This is a genomic window from Sphingomonas sp. NIC1 (assembly GCF_001638925.1).
Classification (GTDB): Bacteria; Pseudomonadota; Alphaproteobacteria; order Sphingomonadales; family Sphingomonadaceae; genus Sphingomonas; species Sphingomonas aquatilis.
Genome location: NZ_CP015521.1, coordinates 18,115 through 42,486 on the forward strand (window position 1 = coordinate 18,115; position 24,372 = coordinate 42,486).

33 protein-coding genes are annotated in these 24,372 nt (G+C 62.1%); 32 read left to right on the forward strand and 1 reads right to left on the reverse strand.

Annotated features, from left to right (window positions below; genetic code table 11):
* The first annotated feature begins 19 nt into the window (after positions 1-19).
* The 27 genes from A7E77_RS00160 (at position 20) to A7E77_RS00275 (ending at position 20,308) form a co-directional block, all read left to right on the forward strand.
* Entirely contained in the window at positions 20-217 is a 198-nt protein-coding gene (locus A7E77_RS00160; protein ID WP_063685014.1) for a hypothetical protein, read from the forward strand.
* On the forward strand, positions 214-618 hold the full coding sequence (locus A7E77_RS00165; protein WP_063685016.1) for a hypothetical protein: 405 nt from the start codon (positions 214-216) through the stop codon (positions 616-618). The genes A7E77_RS00160 and A7E77_RS00165 overlap by 4 nt, the downstream gene beginning before the upstream one ends.
* Complete coding sequence (locus tag A7E77_RS00170) at positions 615-1,967, forward strand: replicative DNA helicase (RefSeq protein ID WP_063685018.1); 1,353 nt, start codon at positions 615-617, stop codon at positions 1,965-1,967. Before A7E77_RS00165 ends, A7E77_RS00170 begins: the two co-directional genes overlap by 4 nt.
* A complete protein-coding gene (locus tag A7E77_RS00175; RefSeq protein WP_063685020.1) occupies positions 1,964-2,662 on the forward strand; it encodes a hypothetical protein in 699 nt (232 codons plus the stop codon). Before A7E77_RS00170 ends, A7E77_RS00175 begins: the two co-directional genes overlap by 4 nt.
* A 1-nt stretch (position 2,663) precedes the next feature.
* Positions 2,664-2,837, forward strand: coding sequence for a hypothetical protein (locus A7E77_RS17820; protein ID WP_192929994.1), 174 nt, complete (start codon positions 2,664-2,666; stop codon positions 2,835-2,837).
* 332 nt (positions 2,838-3,169) lie between these two features.
* The gene (locus A7E77_RS00180) at positions 3,170-3,424 is read left to right on the forward strand and encodes a hypothetical protein (protein ID WP_151895427.1); all 255 of its coding nucleotides are present in this window, start codon (positions 3,170-3,172) and stop codon (positions 3,422-3,424) included.
* A gap of 189 nt (positions 3,425-3,613) precedes the next feature.
* A complete protein-coding gene (locus tag A7E77_RS00185; protein WP_063685024.1) occupies positions 3,614-4,111 on the forward strand; it encodes a hypothetical protein in 498 nt (165 codons plus the stop codon).
* A gap of 2 nt (positions 4,112-4,113) precedes the next feature.
* Positions 4,114-4,296, forward strand: a complete 183-nt coding sequence (locus A7E77_RS00190; protein ID WP_151895428.1) for a hypothetical protein — start codon at positions 4,114-4,116, stop codon at positions 4,294-4,296.
* Positions 4,293-4,856 (forward strand): hypothetical protein, encoded by a 564-nt coding sequence (locus A7E77_RS00195; protein ID WP_151895429.1) that lies wholly within the window; start codon positions 4,293-4,295, stop codon positions 4,854-4,856. The genes A7E77_RS00190 and A7E77_RS00195 overlap by 4 nt, the downstream gene beginning before the upstream one ends.
* A gap of 96 nt (positions 4,857-4,952) precedes the next feature.
* The gene (locus A7E77_RS17575) at positions 4,953-5,261 is read left to right on the forward strand and encodes a DUF5681 domain-containing protein (protein WP_151895430.1); all 309 of its coding nucleotides are present in this window, start codon (positions 4,953-4,955) and stop codon (positions 5,259-5,261) included.
* Positions 5,240-6,733 carry a terminase gene (locus A7E77_RS00200; protein ID WP_151895431.1) on the forward strand — a complete coding sequence of 498 codons (1,494 nt, stop codon included), beginning with the start codon at positions 5,240-5,242 and terminating at the stop codon, positions 6,731-6,733. Before A7E77_RS17575 ends, A7E77_RS00200 begins: the two co-directional genes overlap by 22 nt.
* A gap of 8 nt (positions 6,734-6,741) precedes the next feature.
* Entirely contained in the window at positions 6,742-8,877 is a 2,136-nt protein-coding gene (locus tag A7E77_RS00205; protein ID WP_151895432.1) for a hypothetical protein, read from the forward strand.
* Positions 8,874-9,185: a hypothetical protein gene (locus A7E77_RS00210; RefSeq protein ID WP_063685035.1), complete on the forward strand. Its 312-nt coding sequence runs from the start codon at positions 8,874-8,876 to the stop codon at positions 9,183-9,185. Before A7E77_RS00205 ends, A7E77_RS00210 begins: the two co-directional genes overlap by 4 nt.
* Positions 9,186-9,428: 243 nt before the next feature.
* Positions 9,429-10,340 (forward strand): hypothetical protein, encoded by a 912-nt coding sequence (locus A7E77_RS00215; RefSeq protein ID WP_063685037.1) that lies wholly within the window; start codon positions 9,429-9,431, stop codon positions 10,338-10,340.
* Between the two features lie 37 nt (positions 10,341-10,377).
* Positions 10,378-11,415 carry a major capsid protein gene (locus tag A7E77_RS00220; RefSeq protein WP_063685039.1) on the forward strand — a complete coding sequence of 346 codons (1,038 nt, stop codon included), beginning with the start codon at positions 10,378-10,380 and terminating at the stop codon, positions 11,413-11,415.
* Between the two features lie 15 nt (positions 11,416-11,430).
* Positions 11,431-11,874, forward strand: coding sequence for a Bbp16 family capsid cement protein (locus tag A7E77_RS00225; protein WP_063685041.1), 444 nt, complete (start codon positions 11,431-11,433; stop codon positions 11,872-11,874).
* A 12-nt stretch (positions 11,875-11,886) separates the two neighbouring features.
* A complete protein-coding gene (locus tag A7E77_RS00230; protein ID WP_063685043.1) occupies positions 11,887-12,189 on the forward strand; it encodes a hypothetical protein in 303 nt (100 codons plus the stop codon).
* 53 nt (positions 12,190-12,242) lie between these two features.
* On the forward strand, positions 12,243-12,578 hold the full coding sequence (locus A7E77_RS00235; RefSeq protein WP_063685045.1) for a hypothetical protein: 336 nt from the start codon (positions 12,243-12,245) through the stop codon (positions 12,576-12,578).
* Positions 12,575-12,859 carry a hypothetical protein gene (locus tag A7E77_RS00240; protein ID WP_063685047.1) on the forward strand — a complete coding sequence of 95 codons (285 nt, stop codon included), beginning with the start codon at positions 12,575-12,577 and terminating at the stop codon, positions 12,857-12,859. Before A7E77_RS00235 ends, A7E77_RS00240 begins: the two co-directional genes overlap by 4 nt.
* The gene (locus A7E77_RS00245) at positions 12,859-13,521 is read left to right on the forward strand and encodes a hypothetical protein (protein ID WP_063685049.1); all 663 of its coding nucleotides are present in this window, start codon (positions 12,859-12,861) and stop codon (positions 13,519-13,521) included. The genes A7E77_RS00240 and A7E77_RS00245 overlap by 1 nt, the downstream gene beginning before the upstream one ends.
* Entirely contained in the window at positions 13,515-14,930 is a 1,416-nt protein-coding gene (locus A7E77_RS00250) for a hypothetical protein (RefSeq protein ID WP_063685051.1), read from the forward strand. The genes A7E77_RS00245 and A7E77_RS00250 overlap by 7 nt, the downstream gene beginning before the upstream one ends.
* Before the next feature lie 50 nt (positions 14,931-14,980).
* Entirely contained in the window at positions 14,981-15,280 is a 300-nt protein-coding gene (locus A7E77_RS00255) for a hypothetical protein (RefSeq protein ID WP_151895433.1), read from the forward strand.
* On the forward strand, positions 15,277-15,651 hold the full coding sequence (locus A7E77_RS00260; RefSeq protein ID WP_063685055.1) for a hypothetical protein: 375 nt from the start codon (positions 15,277-15,279) through the stop codon (positions 15,649-15,651). The genes A7E77_RS00255 and A7E77_RS00260 overlap by 4 nt, the downstream gene beginning before the upstream one ends.
* The gene (locus A7E77_RS00265; RefSeq protein ID WP_063685057.1) at positions 15,651-16,340 is read left to right on the forward strand and encodes a hypothetical protein; all 690 of its coding nucleotides are present in this window, start codon (positions 15,651-15,653) and stop codon (positions 16,338-16,340) included. The genes A7E77_RS00260 and A7E77_RS00265 overlap by 1 nt, the downstream gene beginning before the upstream one ends.
* A 1-nt stretch (position 16,341) precedes the next feature.
* Positions 16,342-16,989, forward strand: coding sequence for a hypothetical protein (locus A7E77_RS00270; protein WP_063685059.1), 648 nt, complete (start codon positions 16,342-16,344; stop codon positions 16,987-16,989).
* Between the two features lie 14 nt (positions 16,990-17,003).
* Positions 17,004-17,237 (forward strand): D-Ala-D-Ala carboxypeptidase family metallohydrolase, encoded by a 234-nt coding sequence (locus A7E77_RS18545; RefSeq protein WP_078462176.1) that lies wholly within the window; start codon positions 17,004-17,006, stop codon positions 17,235-17,237.
* Positions 17,237-20,308, forward strand: a complete 3,072-nt coding sequence (locus A7E77_RS00275; protein ID WP_063685061.1) for a hypothetical protein — start codon at positions 17,237-17,239, stop codon at positions 20,306-20,308. Before A7E77_RS18545 ends, A7E77_RS00275 begins: the two co-directional genes overlap by 1 nt.
* Here the strand turns inward: A7E77_RS00275 and A7E77_RS00280 are convergent.
* On the reverse strand, positions 20,293-20,556 hold the full coding sequence (locus A7E77_RS00280) for a hypothetical protein (RefSeq protein WP_063685063.1): 264 nt from the start codon (positions 20,554-20,556) through the stop codon (positions 20,293-20,295). The two genes, A7E77_RS00275 and A7E77_RS00280, sit on opposite strands and share 16 nt — an antisense overlap.
* Before the next feature lie 119 nt (positions 20,557-20,675).
* Between A7E77_RS00280 and A7E77_RS17170 the strand changes: the two genes are divergently transcribed.
* Genes A7E77_RS17170 through A7E77_RS00300 form a run of 5 tightly spaced genes read left to right on the forward strand, consistent with a single transcriptional unit; the run spans position 20,676 to position 24,206 of the window.
* Positions 20,676-21,236 (forward strand): NUMOD4 motif-containing HNH endonuclease, encoded by a 561-nt coding sequence (locus A7E77_RS17170; RefSeq protein ID WP_192929995.1) that lies wholly within the window; start codon positions 20,676-20,678, stop codon positions 21,234-21,236.
* 9 nt (positions 21,237-21,245) lie between these two features.
* Positions 21,246-21,590, forward strand: coding sequence for a hypothetical protein (locus tag A7E77_RS00285; RefSeq protein ID WP_063685065.1), 345 nt, complete (start codon positions 21,246-21,248; stop codon positions 21,588-21,590).
* Positions 21,590-22,042, forward strand: a complete 453-nt coding sequence (locus A7E77_RS00290) for a hypothetical protein (protein ID WP_063685067.1) — start codon at positions 21,590-21,592, stop codon at positions 22,040-22,042. The genes A7E77_RS00285 and A7E77_RS00290 overlap by 1 nt, the downstream gene beginning before the upstream one ends.
* Positions 22,043-22,045: 3 nt before the next feature.
* Positions 22,046-23,926: a hypothetical protein gene (locus A7E77_RS00295; protein WP_063685069.1), complete on the forward strand. Its 1,881-nt coding sequence runs from the start codon at positions 22,046-22,048 to the stop codon at positions 23,924-23,926.
* A 1-nt stretch (position 23,927) separates the two neighbouring features.
* Positions 23,928-24,206, forward strand: a complete 279-nt coding sequence (locus tag A7E77_RS00300) for a hypothetical protein (RefSeq protein ID WP_063685071.1) — start codon at positions 23,928-23,930, stop codon at positions 24,204-24,206.
* Positions 24,207-24,372: the final 166 nt, after the last annotated feature.

The window sequence follows — 24,372 nt, forward strand, 5'->3', positions numbered from 1 at the left end:
GCGGTCGGGAGAGCCGGGCATGAGCAAGGAGATGGTCTACGGTCGCCGCAACACGCGCCGCACGCATCTGCTTCCTCCGATGCAAACACTGGAATTTGATGAGCGCTGGGAAGCTCGCATGGGGAGCGAACGTCTGCTCGCCGCGCAGATCCGCGCCAATCAGGTGATGCCGGTGGCGATGGCCCGCTGGCAGGCAAAGCACGGGGTGTCGGCATGATCGAGCTACCCTACCCGCACAAGGCGCTCTGGCCGAACGGCCGTCCGCATTTCCTGACAAAAAGCCGTGAGACGAGGAAGCATCGGCAGTGGGCACGAGCCGCTGCGCTTGCTGATCGCACCCGTCCTGAGGCCTTCCGCCAGCTGGTCATTACCGTGTACCCGAAGCCGCGCGGCCCTCTCCCCGACAAGGACAATGCCAGCGCGGCAGCTAAGGCGTACCAAGACGGTATTGCCGACGCCTATGGCATCAACGATCGCGACCTTGCCGAGCCGCGCATCCAGTTCGGCGAGCGCTGCCAGCATGGCAAGTTTGTCATCGGTTTCGCCGATGACGCCCGTCCCATTGGCGAGATCATCAAGCCCATTATGGCGCGCATCGCCGAGCAGGTGGAGCGGTGAGCGCGATCGAGGCGGAATACGCCCTGATCGGCGGCTTGGTCTATGACAACCGGCGCATTGACGCGGTTGCCGACATCCTCGTGCCTGAGGACTTTGCCGACCCATTCCTCGCCCACACCTACGGCCTGATCGTTTCCGAGCATAGCCAAGGCAGAGCTGCCAATCCGGTGACGCTGCGTCCGCTGCTCAACGGTCATAGCGGGTACTCCACCATCGGAGGGGACCGCTTCCTTGCCGGTCTGATCGTTTCCGAAAGCGCCGCGACGCCGACGCTCGAAACAGCTCGCCTTATCGCGCGACTGGCGAAGCGTCGTCGTCTGGTGGGCGGCCTCACCGCCAGCGCCGACATGGCGAAGGACGGCGAGGCGACCGTTGAACAGATCATTGACGCTGCCGACAGTGCGATTGTCGAAGCCACCTACGACGCACAGAGCGCTGTTGAGCTGACTGGCGCGGCGTGCGTCGGCAAGCTCATGGACAGCTTCGGACAGCCGAAGAAGGGTGTAAAGTCCGGTACGATCCCGTCGATCGACAGCCTGCTTGGCCCGATCCGCAAAAAGCAGCTTGTCATCATGGCTGGGCGCCCCGGCATGGGCAAGACTGCCGCAGCCCTGTCCTATGCCCTTGGCGCGGCGCAGGGCGGGCACGGCGTGCTGTTCGTTAGCCTCGAAATGAGCGGCGAAGAGTTGGCAGGCCGCATGGCTGGCGACCTTTGCTTTGACGGCCGGGGCGGCGTGCCGCTGGACGACATCCTTGCCGATGAGCCGACGCAGGCCACAATCCGCGCTGTCGGGGCTGCCATGGGTATGCTGGAAGACATGCCGCTGCGCGTGATCGACACCGGCAAGCTGACGATTGGCCGGCTCGGCATGATGGTGCGCCGCCACGCCCGCAGAATGGCCGCTCAGGGCCATGAGCTTGAATTGGTGGTGGTGGATTACCTCCAGCTGCTTTCGCCCGACACCAAGGGCCGCAGCGCGTATGAGGCCGTCAGCGAGATCAGTCGGGGCCTCAAGGCCATCGCGAAGGACGTCGGCGTTGGCATCGTCGCCCTCGCCCAGCTGTCTCGTGAGGTGGAAAAGCGCGCCGATCGCCGTCCGCAGCTCAGCGACCTTCGCGACAGTGGCCAGATCGAACAGGACGCCGATGCGGTCCTCTTCCTCGTCCGTGAGGAATACTACCTGCGCCAGAACCAACCCGAGGAAGGCACAGCCGAGCGGGCCGATTGGGAAATGGCTCTGGCAGCCGTTGAAAACCAGATCGAGTTCATCTGCGCCAAGCGCCGTAACGGGCGCACAGGCAGCGGCAAGGGACAGTTTTTCACGCGCTTTCAGGCGGTGCGGGGATGAGCGGCTGGCTGGCCCTCCACCGCGGCTGGCGCGACTGTGAGGCTTTTGAGCCTCGCCGGGATTCCATGGCCGATGAGGACGCATGGTTGTGGATGCTGGAGCACACCGCATGGAAGCCCATGCGTCGGACCGGCGGACAGGGCCAAGTCGTCAGCCTCGAACGCGGTCAGCTGCATGTGTCTGATCGAGGCCTTTCGACGGCTTTCCAGTGGGACAAGAAGCGGGTGCGTCGGTTCCTAGAGCGGCTTGAGGCGCACAGCATGATCCGTGTGCATCGGGACCAGTCTGGGACCATCCTAAGCATCTGTAATTACGACAAATACCAGCAAAATCAGGAGGCATCGGGACCAGCAAAGGACCAGCAAAGGACCACACAAGAACAAGGGAAACAAGATTCTGCTTCTAACGAAGCAGGCGTTCCGCCCGTCGACACCGTGAAAGCCATCTGGGAACTTGGCGTCACGCTCTTGACCGCTTCGGGACAGACCGATCGCGCTGCCCGCTCCATCGTGGGCCGCTGGCGCAAGGATCACACCGACGCCCGTGTTCTTGAAGCTCTGCTCGACTGCCAGGCCCGGCGGATCAGCAATCCAGTCGAGTGGATGCCTCGTCGCCTAGCCGCGAGCGCATCCCGTCAGTCTGAGGCCGGCGCCGGGGACCTCGTGGCGCACATTTTGAAGCGGAAGGCGGCATGACGTGCCTCGCAACACCGGCAAGCCACCGCGCGTCGAGCTGTGCGACGTTCGGTTTCGCAACGGCACTGTCGCACGCGGCATCAAGCCATCGTCATACCGCTGGACGCTGGACGACCCGGCATACCCGCCTGGTTACGACTTCGACATCATCGACTGGCAGCCAGCCAAGCCGTGACGCGCGAGGGATGCACGCCCGGCAGGGGCGAGACGCGCAGCGGCTCGACGGCGCAGCCGCGGCAGCCCGGTCCGTCAGGACGCGCCCAAGCCCAGTCGGGTTCATCCATTTGCATATCGGGAGGAAGTGAAGATGGACGGTCAGAAGAAGCTTTCGAGACGGGCGATGGAGCTAGCGCGCGGCAATCTCTGGCATGCCCGCCCGCATGACCATCTTGCCCCCAAGACATGGGATCACATTCCCCAGGCCGTGACGCCGCCTAACACCGGGAGGAAGTGATGGGAGAGAAGCATACGGGGTGCGAGTGGATCGTCCCGCGCAGCCTAGCCGACATGCCCGCCAAACCGGGCGTCGAAAGCTACGAATACGTCGACTGCCTCATCCTGTACCGCGGAGAACTGTTGATGCGCCCGTGGAACTGCGAGCATCACGTCTTTGACGATGAGGAGCATGACGACTTCTTTTGCGATTGGCCGGCAGTGCAAGCGTATCGGTCGCTTTCTGGTGAGGAGGCGGCAGCGCGCGCTGCCATCGCCGCCGCCACCCCCACCGATACGAAGCCCGCGGGAGAGGGGGAAGGCGCATGAGGAAGAACGCTTACGTCCGCGTCCGCCGGCTGGATCAACGGCCTGAGCGGGTCTGGGCTTTCGCTGAGGACAGGGGCGAAACCGGCATCGACTTTTACCAGATCACCAATCCGTTCTTCGGCCGGGATGCGCGCATGCAGTCATGGAGGCGCCCCCTATGACCAGCCACGCACATCATGGAGACGCAGCATGACGACCCAACAGACGAAGGTGGATGCGCTCCGGTGCGAGATCGAGCGCCAGTGCAGCATTGGTGCCGGCAATTTCTACGTAGATGCGGGATTCGGGCAGAGCGGCTTGTGGCAGATCACGGCTGACCTCGACCCGGCCGGCCTCGCTGCCGCGCTTGACACACCCTCCCCCGAACTGACCGCGCGGATGGTGGCTTTCGTTCGAGTAGTTGCGAACTGTACCCCTACCGAGGGAAGCGAGGTTGATCGGCTGATAGTCGAGAATGCACGCGCGTTCATGGCTGAGCTTGATCCGGTGGATGGGGACCGCAACGAAGCCGAGCGCATCGCCTACGACATGGAAGGCGCCCTGCCGCGTGATCTGGTCGAGGCTGGGATCAAAGCCGGCCGAAAGATGGAAGCTGACGAGCGCAATGCCGCCCTCAAGCGCAAGTGGGATGATGCTCACGGTAGCAGCGCTATCGCCGGCCGCGCTCTTGCGGAGGCGGGGAAGTGAGGATGATCGCAGGAAGGGCGGTCAACGACCCGGAAAAGGCGGTGCTGCCGGCGATCATCTGGACCGCGAAACACGGCGCGGCGGCATCGGTCTACGCGCTGACGCTAGGATGGTGGGACTGGCACGTGACGCTGCTCTGGTCCGCCCGCCCCACCCACACCAACGAGAGGGGAGAGTCACTGTGACCCGTAAGAACAAACTTCGTGTCGGCCAGCCGCTCGGCAACCGCTCGGCATCGGGGCGCAAGCGTGACCGGGCTCCTATCCGCGTGGAGCCCTGCGAAGGGGTGCTACGGCGCCGACAGGCCTATCAGCTGGTCGCCAATGACACGGACACCTGCGACGCGCTTGGGCGGGCCTATTCCGCCGGCCTGCTGGGCACGGGTGAACACGCCAAGTCGCTGATGATCGCCGGCCGCAAAATCGCAGGGCAGTATTGGCGGGTGCTGGGCTTCCCAACCCCGGACAGTCTGGCACGCTTCCAGCCGCGTGCGCCGTCGACGCCGATGGACCCCGAGCGCGAGAAGATCATGGAGGCGGCGTTGAACGACGGCCTCGCCATGGTCCGCGCACTGTCCCGCGATCACCGCCGCGCGTTCGATATGCTGGTGATCGATCCGAACCCGGATTGTGGCCCCGCGTGGTTGGATCGGATTGTCTATGCCCACCGGCGCGGTGAGGCGCCACGGGAAGCCGACTTGGCTTTCCTGCGGCTGGCTAAGGAAGGGCTGGAGGTGCTGGCTTGAACTTCGCCCGCATTTCTGGCACTGCGTCACAGTGCGCTCATAGCGCTTCCAACCGGCCCGCCATTGTGTGGGCCTTTTTCGTTTCAGGAGCAAAGCATGGCTGGTGCTGATACACCGGCGGAAACACCGCGCAATCCAAACCTTCGCCCACCTTGGCAGCCTGGGCAGTCGGGCAACCCAAACGGGAGGCCGAAGGGAGCGCGCACCAAGCTTGCGGAAGACTTCTGCCAAGCGCTGCTTGATGATTTTGCAGAGGGCGGGATCGATGCCATCCGCATCATGCGAGCAGAAAAGCCGAATGAATATGTTCGCGCCATCGCCAGTGTGATCCCGAAGGAAATCGACGGCACCATTAATGGCGACCTCTCAGATGAGTTGAAAGCGTGGCTGGGTCTGACTTCCTAACCCTCGCCGCGCGCCGCTGGCCTGATAAGCGAGCAAGGCTTGCGGATGGATTTTACCGCATCAAAGACAAGGAAGGTAACACCGTCCCCTTTTGTATGAATGGGGACCAAGCCGAATTTATTGATAATCGTCACGGCATGGACATCGTTCTGAAGGCAAGGCAAAAGGGGTTCACTACTGTCATTCAGCTCGACATGCTTGACGACTGCCTGTTTATTCCAAACACCGGCGCTGGGGTTATTGCGCATAACCTAAATGACGCAAAGGCATTTTTTGCCGATAAAATCAAGTTTGCTTATGACAAGCTGCCGCAGGAATTTCGAGATATCGTCAGCGCCCAGCAGGATGCCGCAGACAGCATGAAGTTCAGCAATGGGTCGAGCATCCGCGTCGGCACGTCGCTTCGCTCAGGGACGCTTCAGCGCTTGCACGTGTCGGAATATGGCAAGCTGTGCGCCAAATATCCTGAGAAGGCCAAGGAGGTGAAGTCCGGCGCCTTCAACACCGTTCAGGCGGGTCAGCGTATTGTTGTTGAAAGCACGGCCGAGGGGCAGGCCGGCCACTTCTACCAGCTCACGCAAGAGGCGCAGAAAAAGCAGGACGCCGGCACGCCGCTGACGGCGCTCGATTTCAAGTTCCACTTCGCGCCATGGTGGACCGCAGCGGAATACGTTCTGTACGAGCCTGTCACGATTACGAGCGAATTTCAGGAGTATTTCGACAAACTTGAAGCCGAAGACGGCATTCACCTGCGGCCAGAGCAGAAGGCTTGGTACGTCAAGAAGGCCGAGCAGCAGGGCGGCGAGATGAAGAGGGAATATCCCTCGACGCCTAAAGAGGCTTTCGAAGCCAGCATTGAGGGGGCTTACTTCGCCAGTGAGATGCGCCGGGTTCGCAAGGAAGGGCGCATTTGCCGCATCCCGATCATGGATGCCCCGGTCTATACGACCTGGGATCTTGGTCTCAACGACAGCATGACGATTACGTTCTGGCAGGACCATGGTCTAGAGCGCCGCGCAATCGACTATTACGAGAACAGCGGCGAGGGTTTCGGCCATTACGCTGCCGTCCTAAACCGCAAGGGATACAACTACAGCCGGCACTACATGCCGCACGACGCCGATCAACGCTCGCTGACTGATGTTGCAGAGCCGCGCCGGGTGCATGCCGAGCGTGCCGGCATCAGGCCGATCGACGTGCTGAAGCGGATTGAGACTGAACAGGCTGGAATCGATGCTAGTCGGGCTTTCCTGTCGTCGGTCTGGTTCGACGAGGTGAGATGCGCCCGTTTGATCGCCTGCATGGATAACTACCGGAAGGCTTGGGACGACAAGCAAGGCGTCTTCAAGAGCTACGCGCTGCATGACGAGTTCAGCCACGGATACAAGAGCTTCGAAAGCGCCGCTGTGATGGAGCGCGCCAAGCCATCTCGCAAGATCGAATACCGCAGCCGCAACCTAGCGCCGGCATAGGAGACGCCATGCTACCCGTTGTCCCCGACGACTTCCGCAACTTCTTGCGGGGGGAGGCAGAACGCGCCCGCGACACAACGCTGGAGTCTGCCCGCGCTGTGGCGATCCGCGCCTATCAGGGCGAGCCTTACGGCGACGAGGAAGAGGGCCGATCGCAGGCTGTAACGCGTGATGTTGCCGAGGTGACGGACATCATGCTCGTCGGCATCCTTGGAACTGTGTTGGCGGGTGGCAAGGCGGTGGAGTTCGACACGGAGCCGGAGGACGTACCGGCGCCGACCGAGGAAGACCCGGAGGCGACGCGACAGATCGACTATGGCGCCGAAGCCACTGCCGCAGTCCACTACCAGTTTATGCGCAAGCAGCCGGGCTATCGCATCATCCACGATGCGGCGAAGGCTGGCATGCTCGAAAAGACGGGTATCACCAAGACCTACGCTTACCCACAGCGGCCGGTGCCCACCGTTGTAGAGGCCCCAGGTGGCGCAATAGAGGTGGACGGCGATACGCTGACGCTGGAGGGGTATTCGGTCGTTGACTTCGAACCGGTCGACGCGGCTGAGGCTGAAATAAACCCGGTGGAGGCCACGCACCGTGTCACGGTGCTGGTCGAACAGCCGCCGGTCATCCGCGATCTGAACGTCCCCAACGAATGGTTCCTGATCGCGGCGGATGCGGTAGAGTTGGATGAAGCCGTCTACGTTGGCGACAAGCGGCCTGTCAGCGTGTCGGACCTAATCGCCATCGGGTTCGAACGCGAGGACGTAGAGCCGCTGTGGGCATCGGCCGAAGACAATAGCGTCGTGCAGTCGGCTCGCGATGCCGAGCGCGGCCAGACGAGCCACAGCGTCGGTCAGCGGGTTGGCGTGCAGAAGCAGCTATGGCTGCACCACGAGTTTCCCCTGTACGACCTCAACGGTGACGGGATCGCCGAACGTCTCGACGTCATGCGGATCGGCTACCACGTTCTGAGTGTGAAGGAAGCGGACGAGCAGCCCTATAGCGGGTGGACGCCGATCCCGATGGCGCACCGCTTCACCGGCCAGTCCATGGCGGATAAGACCATGGACATCCAGCGCATCCGCTCTGTGCTGCTGCGGCAGGGGCTGGATAGCATCTACCTGTCGAATGCGCCGCGGACGTTGCTGCCGCAGGAAGGAACGACGGACGATACGATTGATGATCTGCTGACCGTCCGGGCCGGCGCAATCATCCGCTACAAGGGGGCCGTCGCTCCCACGCCCTTCGCGCAGAACGACACGTCACCCACGTCCTTCGCCGCCATGGACGCGATCCGCGGCGAGCGCGACGCCCGCACTGGCGTAACAGCGCAATCGCAGGGCATGAACCCGGACACGCTCAACAAGACTGCGTCCGGCATGGCGATGCTCCAGCAGAACGCGGATCAGATCGAGCTGTACGTCACGCGCAACTTGGTCGAGCAGCTGATGCTGCCGATGTTCGGAAAGCGCTACCGACTGATGCGGCGCCACCTCGCTCCGTTCCGCATGAAGATCGACGGGCAGTACCGCATGGTCGATCCGTCGAAGTGGCCGGAGGATCCGGACATGCAGATCAACGTCGGCCTCGGCACTGGCAGCAAGGATCAGCGCATCGCCTATCGCATGCAGCTGGCAGGCATGCAGGCCCAGCTTGCTGCGTCGGGATCGCGGCTGGTGGGCGAGCGCGAGGCGTTCAACAGCATTCGGGCCTTCGTGGACGATACGTCGCTCGGCGTCGCCACGGACTTCATCAAAGACCCCAGCACCTTGCCGCCCGAGCCGGAGGGACAGCCGGACGCCGCGACAATCGAGGCGCAGGGGAAAGCTCAGAATGAGGCCGCAAAGATCGCAGGCGAGCAGCAGCTGAAGTTCTACCATGCGGATACCGATCGGCAGGTTCGCCTTGCGGGTGTGGATGCTGATGCGCAGATCAAGCGCGAGGCGACCGATGCCGAATTGCAGCTGAAGCGCGAGCGCGCCGATGCGGAGGCTGCATTGGCAGTGCGCAGGCAGAACTTCGACATGGACTTGGCGGAACGGCGCTTTGCGTTCGAGCAGACGATGGCCCGGTCGAAGGCAGTGGCGAACGACGATGGCGGCGGCCTGCCTGCCTACCGCCCTGGTGGGGAGTTGGATCAATGAGCGAAGCCCTGACCCGCATCGCGGAGGCCGAAGCGGCCAAGCTGGCATGGGATCGCTTCGTCGCCCCTGCCCTCGCGACCCTGCGCGCCGACTACATGGCAAAGCTGACGGACGAGGCCGTGAAGCCCATGGAAGGCCGCGCCCTTACCGCCGTGCAGAACCTGTCGATCGCGCTGCGGGTGACTCGCGAGGTCGAGAACCAGATCCATTCGATCATGATGGACGGTAAGGCTGCGCAGGCTGAGCTGACGCGCGCTGGCGATATCGCTCGCCTAGAACCTGAAGCGCGTCGCTATGCAAGGTACTGACTACGTCCTTCCCGACGCATACCGCCGCCTGATCGAAGCGCAGCGCTACGTAAGCGAGGCAGATCGGTTGCAGATCGAGGAAGACGACAAGCGGGAATCGCTGGCCCACAAAATCAGGCGCCGCTTGCCGAAGGTATATTGACGTCGCTAACCATTTCTGGCAGCCGTTGAACATCGCGTAACGCGCGAACCACAAGCCGTCCCATACCGGGGCGGTTTTTTGCATTTCAGGACATAGCGAAAATGAGCCCACTCGATGCAGACGCATCGGGAGCCGTTGACGCGCGTTCGCCCGATCAGGTCGAGAACGCCGCCACGACTACCGATGGCGCGACCCCTGATCCGACGAACAACGAGATTCCCGAAGGCGATATGCCAGAGGGTGGTGCTGATGAAGGGCTAGAACCGGCTGAGCCGGCCATTGACGCCCCCGTCAGTTTGAACGCCGAAGAGAAGGCCCAATTTGCGCAGTTTCCCCCGGAAGCCCAGCGTATGTTGAGCGGCATCCTCTCACGTCGTGAGGGAGAGCTTCAGGCGGGTCAGACGAAGGCCGCAAATGCCCAGCGGGAGGCGGAAGCCACCGCAGCACGCGCAGGGGCCGAAGCGCAGGCCCGGTTTGCACAGCAGTTGCAAGCCTTCGCCTCGCATTATGCGCCGCAGCGGCCGAACCCCGGCCACTACGACGACATGCAGCAGTTTGCTCGCGACAACGCGCAGTATGAGCATGATCTAGCCCAGCATCAGCAACTGATGCAGCAGATCAGCGGCATCGGCGCGGAGGCAGGACAGCAGCTCGACGCCCAGCAGCAGCAATGGGCGCAGGCCGAAGCACAGCAGCTTCGGCAGGCGTACCCTGAGTGGTTCGATGAGGCGAAGGCTGCCGGCGAACAGTCCCGGCTCACCGCCATTGGTGCGGAGCTGGGCTATACGCCCGAACTCATGGCCCAGGCGGGTGCCAACGACATTCTCGCGCTTCGCAAGGCCGCGGACTGGAAAGCTAAGGCCGAAAAGTACGACGGTCTGATGAAGGGTCGGATGCAGGGCGTCCGTGCAGCGAAGCAGACCCCTCCCAATGCTCGGGGGCAAGCGCCGAACGCCCAGGCCGCACCGGTCAGCGTCGCCGCGCAGCTCTACCCGAACGACGTTCGAAACTGACGCGCGACCAGCGCACCACCCATCATAGGAGGCCAGATTGGCTACCATCGGCAACAGCTTCCTCGGGCTGGCGGACGTTTACCGCCGGTCCGATGGCAATCGTAACATCGTGCCTGTCATCGAAGCGCTGAACATCATCAACCCGCTCATGGAAGATGCGGTGATGATCGAGGCGAACCAGGGCACCAAGCATCTTTCCACCATCCGCACCGGCCTACCGTCGGTGACGTGGGGTCGCCTCTATCAGGGCATCCCGCAGGGCAAGTCGACCACCACGCAGGTCGAGGACACCACGGGCTTCTTCGAAGGTCTTTCGACCGTCGATGAGCGCCTGCTGGAGATCAGCAAGAACCCCGCCGCGGTCCGCATGTCGGAGGCGCAGCCGTTTCTGGAAGCGATGTCGCAGGAAGCGACGACGAACTTCTTCTATTCGGACACGGCGACGACCCCGGAACGCTTCAAAGGCGTTTCTGCTCGCTACAATGCGATCGGCGGTCAGGGCGCTGGCAACCAGATCGTTGATGCGGGGGGCACGGGCAACGACAACAATAGCATCTGGTTCATCACTTGGGGTGAAAACCAGACCTCGCTGATTTATCCGGAGGGCACCACCGCGGGTGTCAGCCGCCAGGATATGGGCCGCCAGCGCGTGCTGGATGACCAGAACAACCCGTACTTCGCCAAGGAAGAGCTGTTCCGTCAGCACCTCGGCTGCCGTGTCGGTGACTGGCGCTTCAATGCCCGCGTCGCCAACATTTCGACCGCGGCGCTTCAGGCCGGCTCCGTCGATCTGATGAAGTTCATGCGCCAGGCATATTACAGGCTTCAGAGCCGCCGGAACATGAAGATCGGCAACGGCGGGATGGTCAGCGGCGGCAAGACGGTGATCTACGCGAACCGCATGATCCTCGAATATCTGGATTCGCTCCAGACCAACAGCGGCGCGTCGGACAACAAGATCCGTCTGACGCCCGACGAACTCGCCGGCAAGGAGGTGCTGACCTATCGCACCATGCCGATCCGCGAAACCGACAGCCTCATCAGCGCGGAAGCCCGCGTCGTTGCTGCTGCGTAACGGGAGACAGGAACCATGATCTTCGATCGCACGGAGCTTTTCTCCGACCGCCAGCCGGTGACGGCTACTACCGCCTCCACCAACGTCTGGGACACCGGCGCGACCGGCACCGTCTATGGTGCCGCCTCGCCGCTGCGTCGCGACATGGGCAAGGGCGAGGAAGCGCCGCTGGCCATCCGCGTCGTGGAGTCGTTCAACAACCTGACCAGCCTCACCGTGGGCTATCAGGTCGCCGACGACGCCGCGTTCACGCAGAACGCCACGACCGTCCTGACCGGTGGGCCCTACACGCTCGCGCAGCTCCAGTCGGGCGCGGCGCACATCCTGCCCGATGAAATCCCGGTTGGCGCCGATCGCCGCTATCACCGCCTGTTCTACACGGTGACCGGCACGGCCCCGACGCTGGGGCGCATCACCGCGGGCATCACGGCCGGCAATCAGACCAACCAGGTCCTGTAAGGAGCGGATGACATGGGCAAGAACCCCAAGGCGTACACGTCGCCGGAAGACGTGCAGACTGCCGGCGCCTACCACAAGGCCGGTGACGTGTTCGTGACGGATGCCGAGCCGAACGACAACTGGACGGAAGTGAAGCCCAAGGACGCGCATGCGATCCAGGCCTCGACCGAGAAGGTATCACCGGACGTACCGCTCGAAAACCAGCCGATCGAGGCTCTGCGCGCTCTTGCGCTGACCAAGAACGTCGATGGCTCGGGCATGAGCAAGAAGGACCTGATCGCGGCCATTAAGGCGGCGAACGAACCGGCTCTGTAACGACTGAGGGGGTGGCGATGCTGCCCCCTCCACCTTTCGAATAAGGGCGGACGATGGCCTACAACCAACAGCAATTCGCTGACGGCAGCGTCCGCGAAAACGTCACCGTTGCCTCCAATGTCGGCGCGACGGGCACGCAGAATGCTACGACCGTCTACGGCGGAACCTACGTATTCAGCGCCATGGCCAATAACTGGAATGGCGCGTCGGTGCAGCTTCAAGCGCTTGGGCCGGATGGCACCACCTACCAAAACCTCGGTAGTCCTAAGACGGCAAACGATGCAACTGGCGGGACCAGCGTAACGCTCGGGTCGAATTCCGTTGTTCGCGTCAACGTGACGGCCGCGAACCCCACCGGGCTTTTCGCCACGCTGAGCCGTGTGCCGTGACGGGCTTCGTGTCGGCACCTGCGGCGTCGCAGGCCGATATTGATGCTGCCATTGCAGCCCAACAACGCACGTTCAGCGAATATGGCGGCGGCTTCATCGACTACACCGACAACGGCTACACGCAGGGCCTGACGACCGCGCTCGCGGCTGGTGTGCCGTATCAGGTTGATCGTGATCTGACTGCCTCTGCGGCCAACACCGTGAGCGTCGGGCTGCTGGTACCGGCGCTCGGCATCGGCGCAGTCGTGGCTGTCCCCCTCGCGATATACAAGGTGGCGTAATGGCAGTCGCCCTAGACCTCGGCTCCTATAGCGACATCAGCGATTATTCGTCATTGGTCGACAAAGCCAAGCTGTGGCTGGATCGCGGCTCCGAGTTGGACACGCTGATCCCCACCTTTATCGCCAATACAGAAGGCCATTTGAACCGCGTGCTGCGGACGCCTGAAATGGAAGCCTTCGCGCCGATGATGGCCGTCGCGGGGTCGTTCACGCTTCCGGCCGATTGCATTCAGGTCCGCAACCTGACTGTCGCGGGGCAGCCGCTCGCCGCGTCTTCACCGGTCGACCTCGCCACGCGCTATTACGGGCATGACAACGCCTACGTCACCGGCGTGCCGTCTGCTTACGCAATCACGGGTCGCCAAGTGCAGGTGGCGCCTGTCAATGACGGGCAGATCGCACTGTCCTACTGGCAGCGCATCCCCGCCCTGACGGTCAACCAGCCGACGAACTGGCTACTCGACAACCATGCCGACATTTACCTGTTCGGGACACTCTTCCACGCGAACACGTACATCGTGGACACCGATGCCGCGGGCGGATGGTCAACGCTGTTCGATGCCGCGGTCGGCACGCTCCAGGATGCAGGCCAGCGGGCACGCTATGGCGGTCCGATCGTCGCACGTAGCGGCGTCCGGTCTATTTACGGTGTGCGATGCTGAAGCGGGTCACGTTCGGCGCCTATGCACCGGATCTGCCGCCAGCTGACCAGCTCATTGTCGCGAAGAACGTGTACCCGGCATCCACGGGGTATCTCCCGGTCGGGTCGTTCAACGCCATCACGCCCGCCCTTCCTGGTATCACTGGCGGTAGCGCTTTCGTCTCGTCAAAGGGCGAGGCGTCGTTCCTTGGCGGTGACCGCAACAGCCTGAACCGCTTCTCGGGTGGCGCGTGGGCACCGTTGCAGGTGGCGCTGACGGCAAACCGCTGGCGGTTCGCGCAGTTCGGGGACAACGTCATCAGCGTCTATGGTGGGGCTCCGATCAGCTATGATCTTGTCGCGGGCACCTCGGCTTTCCTTGCTGGCAGTCCTCCCCCCGCTGACATGGTGGCCACGGTGCGTGACTTCGTCGTTCTGGCGGGCGATCCCAACCATATCCTGACCGTCACCTGGTCCGGCATCAACAATTCGGCGTTCTGGCCTGCGACGGACCCCACTAACCCCGATCAACAGCAATCCGATAGTCAGGACATGCTGGATGGCGGCGAGGTCATGGGGCTTGCCGGCGGTGAATACGGCATCGTCCTTCAGCGCAATGCGGTGAAGCGCATGAGCTACGAGGGTGGCGACCTCATCTTCCGCTTTGACGAGATTGCTTCGAACGTCGGCTGCATGGCCAAAGGCAGCGTCGCGCAGGCCGGGCGCCTCGTGTTCTTCCTGTCCGAACGTGGCTTTATGCTGTGCGATGGCAATGACGTCTCGCCGATTGGGGAAGAGCTGGTCAATGCCACGTTTTTCCGCGCCTACAGCCGCCAGGACATCATCGCGGGCATCTACGCCGCGGTTGACCCCGCCCGGCACCTTGTCATGTGGTCGATGCCCGGCACGCCCGGCCAGCTATGGCTTTACAACTGGGTGCTGAAGCGCTGGGCGACGATCGAGACGAACGTTCGGCTGATCTTTTCGGGCTTCACCGCCAATATCTCACTAGACGCGATCGACGCGCGGTACAGCAACCTCGACGCCGTCCCGGTATCGCTTGACGATCCGCTCTTTTCGGGCGGGAACCCGCTATTCCTGATTGCCCGCACGGATGGCGTCGTGGGCACGCTGTCCGGCACGCCACTGACGGCCACCCTGACGACGGCGCGCATGGAATTGACCTCGGGCCGAACCCGCATCCGGACTGTCCGCCCGCTAACGGATGCGAACGTCGTGTCAGTGACGATCCAGGGTCGCCCACGTGCCGGGTCAGTGCCGCTGGTGGAGCAAGCGAACGATATGCGCCGCAATGGGGAGGTCCCCATGCGCGTCAATGCGCAGCAGATCGTCGTCAGTGTGCAGATCGCGGACCTGTGGACCTATGCCCAAGGGTTTGACCTCGAATACGAAAACGGCGGACTGCGATGACTTGCATTTCGGCCCTATTTCTGGCAACCAAATAACACCGGAGCTACGCAATGCCGCGGCCGGGAAACCTCGAACCAACAGCAAATGGCCCGACGCAGGATGCGCGATGGAAGCGTTCTGCTGCCGAACGCATCAACTATTTGCTGCAACTGACCGACACCATGTCGGCGCAGATCAAGACGCTTACCGAACGCGCGGATACCGCCAAGACGCAGGCCGATACGGATCGGGCTAGGATAGGGGCTGTAGAAGACCGCGCTACGGCTCTTGAAACGAAGGCCGCGGCGTTCCGCACGGAGCTTGATGATCACGAAGAGCGCATCACAGCACTGGAGAACCCGACGCCATGACCACGATGGACGATTGGGCAGACTACACGCGCTTTCGCGATGCCTTTTCGTCCGTCATGGATCGCCGGTTTTACTCCCCTGAGTGGCTAGACGGTGAGGTTTGGTCAGGTCGGGCCCGCATCTGGTGCACCGAACAGTCCGCGATCATCGCCACGCTAAAAATCTATCCAACGGGCGCGCGCGAGGTTCATGGCCTCGTCGCAGTGGGTGGGCTTGATGACATCGTCATGCTGATCGCCGCGGCTGAACAGTGGGGCAGATCGCTGGGCTGCATCGTCGCCGGCATCGACAGTCGCGAGGGGTGGGCGAAGCAACTCCGGGGCTGCGGGTACGAGGTCTACCAGACCTGCATTAGGAAGGAACTGGCCTGATGGGGCTGTCATCGAGCAAAACGAAGCAGACGAACGAGCCTAGCGCCTTTGCCAAGCCGTACATTTCGGCTGGCGCCAATGCTCTCCAGTCGGCTTACGGGCAATCGCAAGGCGTGGCGCAGGGGATCAGTGACACACTCGCCGCGCAGCTTCCGGGACTCGCTCAGCTGGCGTTCAATCCCAGCCAGGGGCTGACTGCGGCGACCAATTACAACAACGACGTGCTGAGCGGGAAATTCCTCGGCGCTGGCAACCCCTATCTTCAGGCGCAGATCGATAGCACGAATGCCGACGTGACCGGCCGCGTGCAGTCGCAATTCTCGTCGGCAGGTCGGACGGGGTCGGGCGCCAACACGAATGCGCTCGGCCGCGCGCTGGCGCTCAACGAAAGCAATCTGCGCTATGCCGATTATGGTGCGGAGAGACAAGCAATGGCGCAAGCGGCGTCACTTGCACCGAATCTTGATGCTGCCCGGTTCAACGGCCTTGGCGCGTACCTTCAGGCCGCGAATGGTGCGGTCGGCATTCCGATGTCGGCAGCTGGCCAGTATGCCGGGGGGCTGGGGTCGCTGCTTGGTCAATATAACACGCAGACCGGCACGACGAGCCAAGGCCTGGGTAGCATTCTGGGATCTGTAGCAGGTGCCGGCCTTGCTGGCTGGGCGTCAGGCGGGTTCAAGGGGTTCTGATATGGGCATGGCATTCCGGGGCAGCCCGTTTTCCGATGCATCGCTGCCGAATATGACGATGCAGCCAATGGTGCCTCAGCCGATGGCCACTCCACAAATTTCCGCGCCAAAGCCGGGCTTTTTTGACCAAGGTGGGATCGGCCGCGGAATTGTCGGCACGATTGGCGATGCGCTGCTGACGATGACTGGCGGGCGCCCTGTATTTGCACCGGCAATGCAGGCACAGCGCGAGCGTCGCCAGCAAATTGAGGACTATCAGCGCCAGAAGCTGGACCAGTACGGTCTGTGGCAGGCGCAACAGCAATACAAGGCAGCGCACCCGGAGCCGACTGACCTTAGCCAGCGAATTGCCGAACTCAACGCCTACAAGCCCGGTCTCGGTCACACCTATGCCGAGAATTACGCCAACAATGGCGGTGGGATGCCGCAAGTTATGAATGTGCCCGGCGTCGGATTGGTCAGCGTCCCGCGGCAGCAGACGCCAGCGGGACCTAACACAGCCCCGGCGATCCCAGATGCTGCTGTGTCGTACCTTCGCCAGAACCCCAGCATGGCAGCGCAGTTCGACCAGAAATACGGTGCAGGCGCGTCGGCGCGGTACTTGGGAGGCGCGGCATCGCAAGCCCCCTCCCCTTTCCCGATCCGCTGAAGGCCCCCGGCACGATGACCAGCGGGCGTAGAACGATTGAAGGTAACCGGCTGGTGGGAGGCGTGCCGACGAGCCACCATCTCACAGGCGATGGTGTCGACTATTCTGGCACCAGTGTTGCCGCGTTGCGGGGCTATTTCGGACCGAATGCCCGCTACCTGGATGAGGGCAACCACATCCACGTCACACTGCCCGGTTACGGACGCGTTCCCTACTATGGCCGTCGCGGCACGACAGGACTTCGCTAATGGCGCAGCAGAACAACCCCTTTGACCAGTTTGACGCTCCGGCGAATGGTCTTCCGCCGGGCGCTCAGGTTCTGATGCCGATCGCACCGCAGGTGCAGGCCAAGGACGCGACTGATCTGGCAAACGCTCGGCTGTCGGGACAGCGGACGGCGATCCAAAACCAGCAGGACACGGCCCTTTTCGAAGCGCAGCGCCGGAAGGCCTATGCGGAAGCGGCGAACGCTGAAGGCCAGAACCGTACCCGCAGTGGGAACATGGCGTTCGACCGAGCCGGAAAGCTGCGCAACGACTATCTGTCTCTGCCGTCTGTCAAAAGCTATACTCAGGCCCTTCCTGTGTACGCAGCGGGGCTTCGCTCTAAACCAGACGCTGCCGGCGACCTCAATCTGATCTATGCCTATGCGAAGGTCATGGACCCGAACAGCGTTGTCCGCGAGGGTGAGCAGGCGTCAGTCGCCAACGGCGATACCTTCATCAATCAGAAGACCGCCGAACTCCAGAAGCAGCTAGGCAACGGCGGTACGTTCAAGCCTGAATTCCGCAAGCGACTGCGCGAGGAAATGGCCGGTCGCATGACTGAGCTGGACCGCCAGTTCATCGCAGATCGCGTCAATTTCAAGCAGAATGCGCAGCGCAATGGGGTCAACCCGCTCGACGTGGTTGGCGAGCATCCAGGTGTGCGGTTCCAGCCACTTGAGGAACAGGTCTTGGGTCGTAAGGCTCCCGTTCTCGACTTCGCCGGGAACGTCGTAGCCACGGGCGCCACGCGAACGGAACGCGACCCGAAAGCGTCGAAGTTGGTCGACAGCCTTATCCGGTCCGGCGGGTCGGTTGACCAAGCAAACGCCGCGCTTAGCGCGATGGGGCTTGCTCCGGTCAACGCACAGCAGTTTACCGCGGCGCAGGCCCATTACAGGGCGAACCCCACCTACAAGGGCAGCTACGGCGATATTACGCGCGAGGTGCAGCAGTCGGCGCTCAACCAGGCGTCTGCTTCTCCCGTCGCTGCCGCCGTGACTGGCGCGTTTAACGGCTTAACCGGGGGGTATAGCGATGAGCTTTATGGGGCTGCGAATAGCCTTTTGACCGGAAAGCCGCTGACTCAAGCGATTAGGGAGGCGGACGCTTCCAAACAGGCGATTGCCTCCAACAGCCCCAAGTCGTCATTCGTCGGGAACCTCGTCGGATCATATGGCAGCGCGCTCGCTGGGGGCGCTGGGGCCGCTAGGCTTGGCCTCACCAGCTTGCTTGGGAAGACGGCTCCTTACGTCGGGAGCGCCGCATATGGCGCAGTCTCCGGGGCAGGCGAGAATAACGATAACAGACTGCTTGGCGCTGGGATTGGCGGTATCGCCGGGGCGGCGGGTTACAGCCTTGGTGAACTGGCGAGCATCCCAGTCGGCGCGGCAGTGCGTAGCCGTCCTGTGCAGGCTGCTATTGGCCAAACGCGACGCATGTTCGGCGGATCAATGCCCACCCCCCCGAGCGCGCTCACTCCAGCTGAGGCTGCCTATGCTAATGCGGCAGCAAAGGCTGATCCTGCTGCAATCACTCAGCGCTTGAGCGATGCCGCTGAACTCGGCGTACCGATGTCGCCCGCGGACGCCCATCCTGAATTGCGCGAGCTTGCGGGGGCTGCGGTGCGACGCTCTCCCACCGCATCGGCTTATGCCGAGAATACGCTAATTCCGCGCAGTCGCGGCCAAATCGACCGTTTCGGCCAAGCCGTAAACCGTGACCTCGGCCCTGCGGTGAACATTCCGCGGATGAGCGACGACCTCACGCGTCAGGCGCGTGCTGCGGCTACACCACTTTATGACAGGGCCTATCAGCAGCCGATCCCGTCAACACCCGAACTAGAATCGCTGCTGAACACGCCTTTTGGACGCGAAGGCATTGCCAAGGCCCGCACGATCGCTGCCAACGAGCGTCGATCGCCTACCGAGCTTGGATTTGCGCAGGACGCGAACGGCAATGTTGTGCTGAACCCGCAGCCGAATGACGCCGTTGCCCAGCATCTTTTTGCGCGTCAGGAACTCGACGCAGCCCAGGAGGCGTACCGAGCGGCAAAAAGCCAGCCGGGCAGCATGGACGCGGCGCGCACTCGCTTGGAGCAAGCCCGCCAGGGTGTCCGTCAGGCCGAAGCGCTATTGGCTCGCGCTCCTGACCCATCCGTCGCGGCCAGCGTGCCGACCTACACGACGCAGACGCTCGACTACGCCAAGCGCGGTATGGACGATGTGCTGGAGCAGTACCGCAACCCGATCACCAACCGTCTCGACCTTTCCGAAGCCGGCCGCGCTCAGAACGGGGTCAAGAACCAGCTTTTGGGCGAAATGGATCGGCTCAATCCGGTGTATGGTCAGGCCCGGCAGACGTACCAAGGCCCAGTCGCCTCGCGGGATGCGCTCATGCGCGGTCAGGATGCCTACAATCTCGCCCCTGACGTGTTAGAGCAGCAAATTGCCGGACAGACCCCGGAGCATCTGGCACAAATGCAGCTCGGCTATCGAGATAGCCTTATGGGTGCCGCCAACAAGGTCCGGTATTCGTCCAATCCGTTTGAAGCGACGCTGGGAACGCCGGTCGCAGAACAGCGCCTTGGCCTGCTGCATCCCGGCAACGAAAACATTCCGCGTCTGCTGCGCACTCGCGATATGGAGCGCGATCTAGCGCAATCGACCAGCGCCATTTTGGGAAACTCCAAGACGGCACAGCGGCAGATCGCAGACAAGGCATTCGACGGCGAGGGCCTAGGGCAGCTTGTCGATGTTGGCGTGAACCTCGCTACCGGGCAGGTGCCTACTGGCGTGCTGATTAAGGGCCTGACGGGGCAGAGCGTGAAGGACGCCTACAAGTTCGGCGTAGGAAAGCGCGCTATCGCCAAAGCCGATGATCTGGCGCCTATGCTGCTGAACCCCGATCCTGCGGCAGGCCAAATCGCGCTGAATGACCTGCTGACGCGCGCCAACCAGTATCAGGAATACGTTGCGGCTACCCGACCCACTCGTTCGCTTGGGATGTTTGGGCGTGGCTTAGCGACGGCAGGCGCGGCTCAGTACGGGCGCTGACCCGAGGCATCCATGATGATGAAGTAACCCCAGACGGCGCTTACCAAAACGAACACGACCCAAGACGCTATGAACGCCCGTTTCATGCGAATGAAGTGGAGGTCAGGTACATACTCACCGCGCCAGTTGCGATAGGCGGGAATCTCGGTGCGCTTGGCCTTCCAAGCGCGAAAGCGCGCCAAGTACTGGAACGTCAGGTTCGCGGCTGCGACAGCCAATGCGATGCTGAGGGCGTGCTGCCAGGTCACATCGCGTCATTAGCACTTATCGCTTTTACTCTGAAACGATTTCTGGCAGTAAGAGATAACGGGCTGACCCGGTGTTGGAACCACCTAGCCAGCCCTTACCAAAGCGAATGGAGGTTCGCATGGCTGACGCAGCCACTACCACCTCTTGCGAGGAATGGCGAGACGTTCCCGGCTGGGAAGGAATCTATAGGATCAGCTCACTCGGGCGAGTCGAGCGCTTGCCGAGATACGTCAAAACCAAGAATGGATCATATCGACTGCACCGCGGGGGAATATCCTTCGGCGGAAAACAGTCTGGCGGTTACAAAACCTTGCAGATGGCGGCGGAGGGTAGGTTCGAGCGCCGCAGCGTCCACGAACTGGTCTGCACCTTGTTCAATGGTCCTCGCCCGAACAGTTTTTCTCAGGTCCGCCACCTTGATGGCAGCAAGGATAACAACAAGGCCTCCAACCTAGCTTGGGGGACGGCCAAGGATAATGCTGAGGATCGCGAGCAGCATGGCACCGATCCTAAAGGGGAGCGCGCTGGCAACCACCGATTGTCAGAGGCGGATGTGCTAGCAATTAGAGCCGCATACGTTCCAAAATACGGAAGCCTAACCGCCCTAGCTCGGCAATACGGAGTCACGCCCACCCAAATCCTGCACATCGTCAAGCGGAGGCAGTGGGCGCATATATAAGGACTGCTGATGGCGATCATAACCTCAGGCGTCGAAACATGGTCCACTGACCCGGATCTGAACGGCACAATTGGCGGCATTAACATTGCGGAGAATTGTCCTGCCGCAAATATAAACAACAGCCTGAGGTATGTAGCTGCTGCGGTCCGCGTCTTCTACAACGGCGTGCCCAACGGTGATGCTTACGTAACGAAGAATGGCGGGGTGTTCCTGACGCAGCCCACGTTCTCGGGGCGCGGCGCCTTCCTGCACCACAACGATCCGCTCAACGCGTCTGGTCGTGTCTTCATCCAGGCAGCGGGCGGGTCGGTTCCTGCCGGCATGCAGAATGGGGACTTCCTGCTAGAATACTGATGGCCATCACGGTTTTGACCGCGGGAACGCGGCGGACAGCATCGAAGCTCTCGGTGCTGAGCGGTTCGCTGCGCCCGGCGAAGGCCCTGAAGGTCATGAGTGGCGGGCAGCTCCGGGTGGTTGCTACCTTCGGCCCGGTCGTAGGCCCGTTCAGCGTCTCGGCGCAGCCAGACTATGCCTACGGAGAGGCGAACAGCAACAAGCCGACACGGGTAACGTCTGCGGCCACGACGGCCACGGTATCCGGCGGGGTTGGGCCTTACACCTACGGCTGGTCAGCCGACGACGGTGGATTTTCCGTCGACTACCCGCGGCTCGCTACCACCACGTTCAGCGCGCTCATGACCCCAGGCAGGCGTTGCGGGACCGCAACCTGCATCGCCACTGACAGCTACGGCGCGACGGCAGCTTGCACCGTCACGGTCGACCTCAACAATGACGGGGGGTTCTAACCCATGTTTCACGCCTTCGATGTCGTAACCAACACGAAGGGCGACAGCCTTGTCGGCTATCAGGTTCTCGTTCGCGATCCGACGACTGGCGCGGTCATCCCGATTTTTGCGGACGATAACGGCACCCCCATTGGGACCGTCTCCAACCTCATCAACATCGCGCTGACCGACAACGCCGGAAACTACAGTTTCTTTGTGCCGTTCGGGACGTACAACCTCGAATTTCGCACTCCTGACGGCGTTTCGGTCCGCACGATCAACAGCGTCCCGTTCAACAGCGGCTCACAGGGCGCGCCTGGTCGCGACGGCCTCGACGGCAACACCGGCCCCGCCAACAGCACCTACACCAGCCTCGCAGCGCTGAAAGCAGCCCCAGTCACGAACGCCAGCTACATCTTCGCGCCCCCTGGTGGCACGGAAGGCAGCACGACGGCCGGCACGTTCCTGTACCAGACCGCCGGTGCCCCTTACACTGCCGATGGCGTCAACATCATCAAGCTCGACGCCGTACCGCTGACGACGGGTGCGTTGGTTCGGCAGTCCGCAACAGGAGTGAATTTCGACGGCCGTGACGCGGGTTCGAAGTTGCTTGAAAGTCCGAGCATCACTGATGCCCGGTTCTCGGGAGGAGCTAAGGGCAGCGCTAATGATACACCTGCCATACTTACCGCCCTGTCGGGGACCGTGGCCGGTAGCGATGTAAAGCTGCCGCCCAATACGTACCGGGTAAATCGAACCCTCCGATTGAACGAAGCGAAAGCATTGAGCGGCGGTGCGCGTGAAAGCGTGACGATCATCTTCGCTGCGGACGGCGTGTATGATGACTTGGGCGACGGGACGAAAGCGGCGTTTATGGTGCCGCATATCACGAATCCTGGGGGCGGAGATGGCCGGCGCACAGTTCTCAACGGCTTTACAATCAAGCTGGAGGCTGGCGCCCCAACCGGCATCAGGGGATTCGTTTTCAATGCGCCAACCTATGCCTATGAACTGGCTGCGGAAAGTTTCACTTCGGATGGGTTCTCTGTCTACGCCGGTGCGGATCAAACCGTAAAAGGTAACGCCAACGGCTCTAGTTTAGTCAACTGTTCCGCACGCCTGAACACCGGATCGGGGTTTTCCTTCATCGGCAACGATGCAAACGCATGCATTGTCATGGGATGCCGATCGTCCGACAACCGCGGCTACGGCTTTTTCGGTAACGACCTTCTCGGCAACGGCGGGTTCGGCAATGAAGCCGACAATAACACGCTTGGCGGGTTTTGGACGTCCGACGACAAGCCCAACCGCACGGCGCTGTACTCGCCCTATACGGAAACCGCGCCCCATATGATTTTGGGTCGACTGTCGCTGGTTATTCAGCCGCAGGGCCTTGGCGCACCGGAGCGCGCTTGGGGCGGTCACGTCATCGCCTCCACGCCGTCACGCGATCTGTATCATTCGGTGGGACTGCGTTTCGCGCCCGACATTCAGACGGCCCAAGACATGGGTCCCGGCACGGCGCTTCGGCTGAATGATGACGGTCTCGAATGGCGACCGCACGCAGGAGGCGGCCTTTTCCGCATCGCCGCTGACTACAACCCAAATTACGTTGACATCGTCTACGAAGGCAACTTCCTGTTCCGGCTCGCAAAGCAGGCGATCACCGGCAATTTCAATGCAAAGACTCCGTACCTTCCCGGTGGATTTGTAACAGGTGACAACGTTCGGTCCGGGATCGTTGGTGCTTCGATGTCAGCGCCTAACACTGGCATGTACGATCGTGGTGCAATCTGGCTGAACGAAAGTCCATCGCCGGGAGGTAACGTAGGTTGGGTATGCACGGTCGCAGGCGATCTTGCGACGGTTGGTGTGGTAAAACCTTTTGGCACGATTGGAGCGTAACATGGGTGTCCTCGTTGATCTGCCGATTGATACCGGCGAAACCCGGCGCATCTACGTTCGACTGAATAACTTTGACCAGGTTGCAAATCATGGAGTGCCGGCGACTGCCCGCTTCCGTGGCTTCATCTGTCGTGACGCCTACGAAAGTGGGGGCCGGTTCGTTTTCGAACGGGTGGTGGAGTTCGACGCCGACGTGTCCCAGCCGCTTTGGGCGCAGGCATACGCCGCACTAAGACGAGAGCCGGACTTTGCCGAAGCCACTGATGAGATGGCGTCATAGCTGCGCCCACCCCAACCCCTTCAACCAAGGAGAAGACCATGAGTGACGATCCCCACACGCCGATCGTGATCCCGCCCGAGGGTGATGAGCCGACGCCGGACGGTTTCGGCGATGAAGGTGGTTTGGGCGGCGATAGCGGTCCGACGTCCCCTCCCCCTCCTCCGCC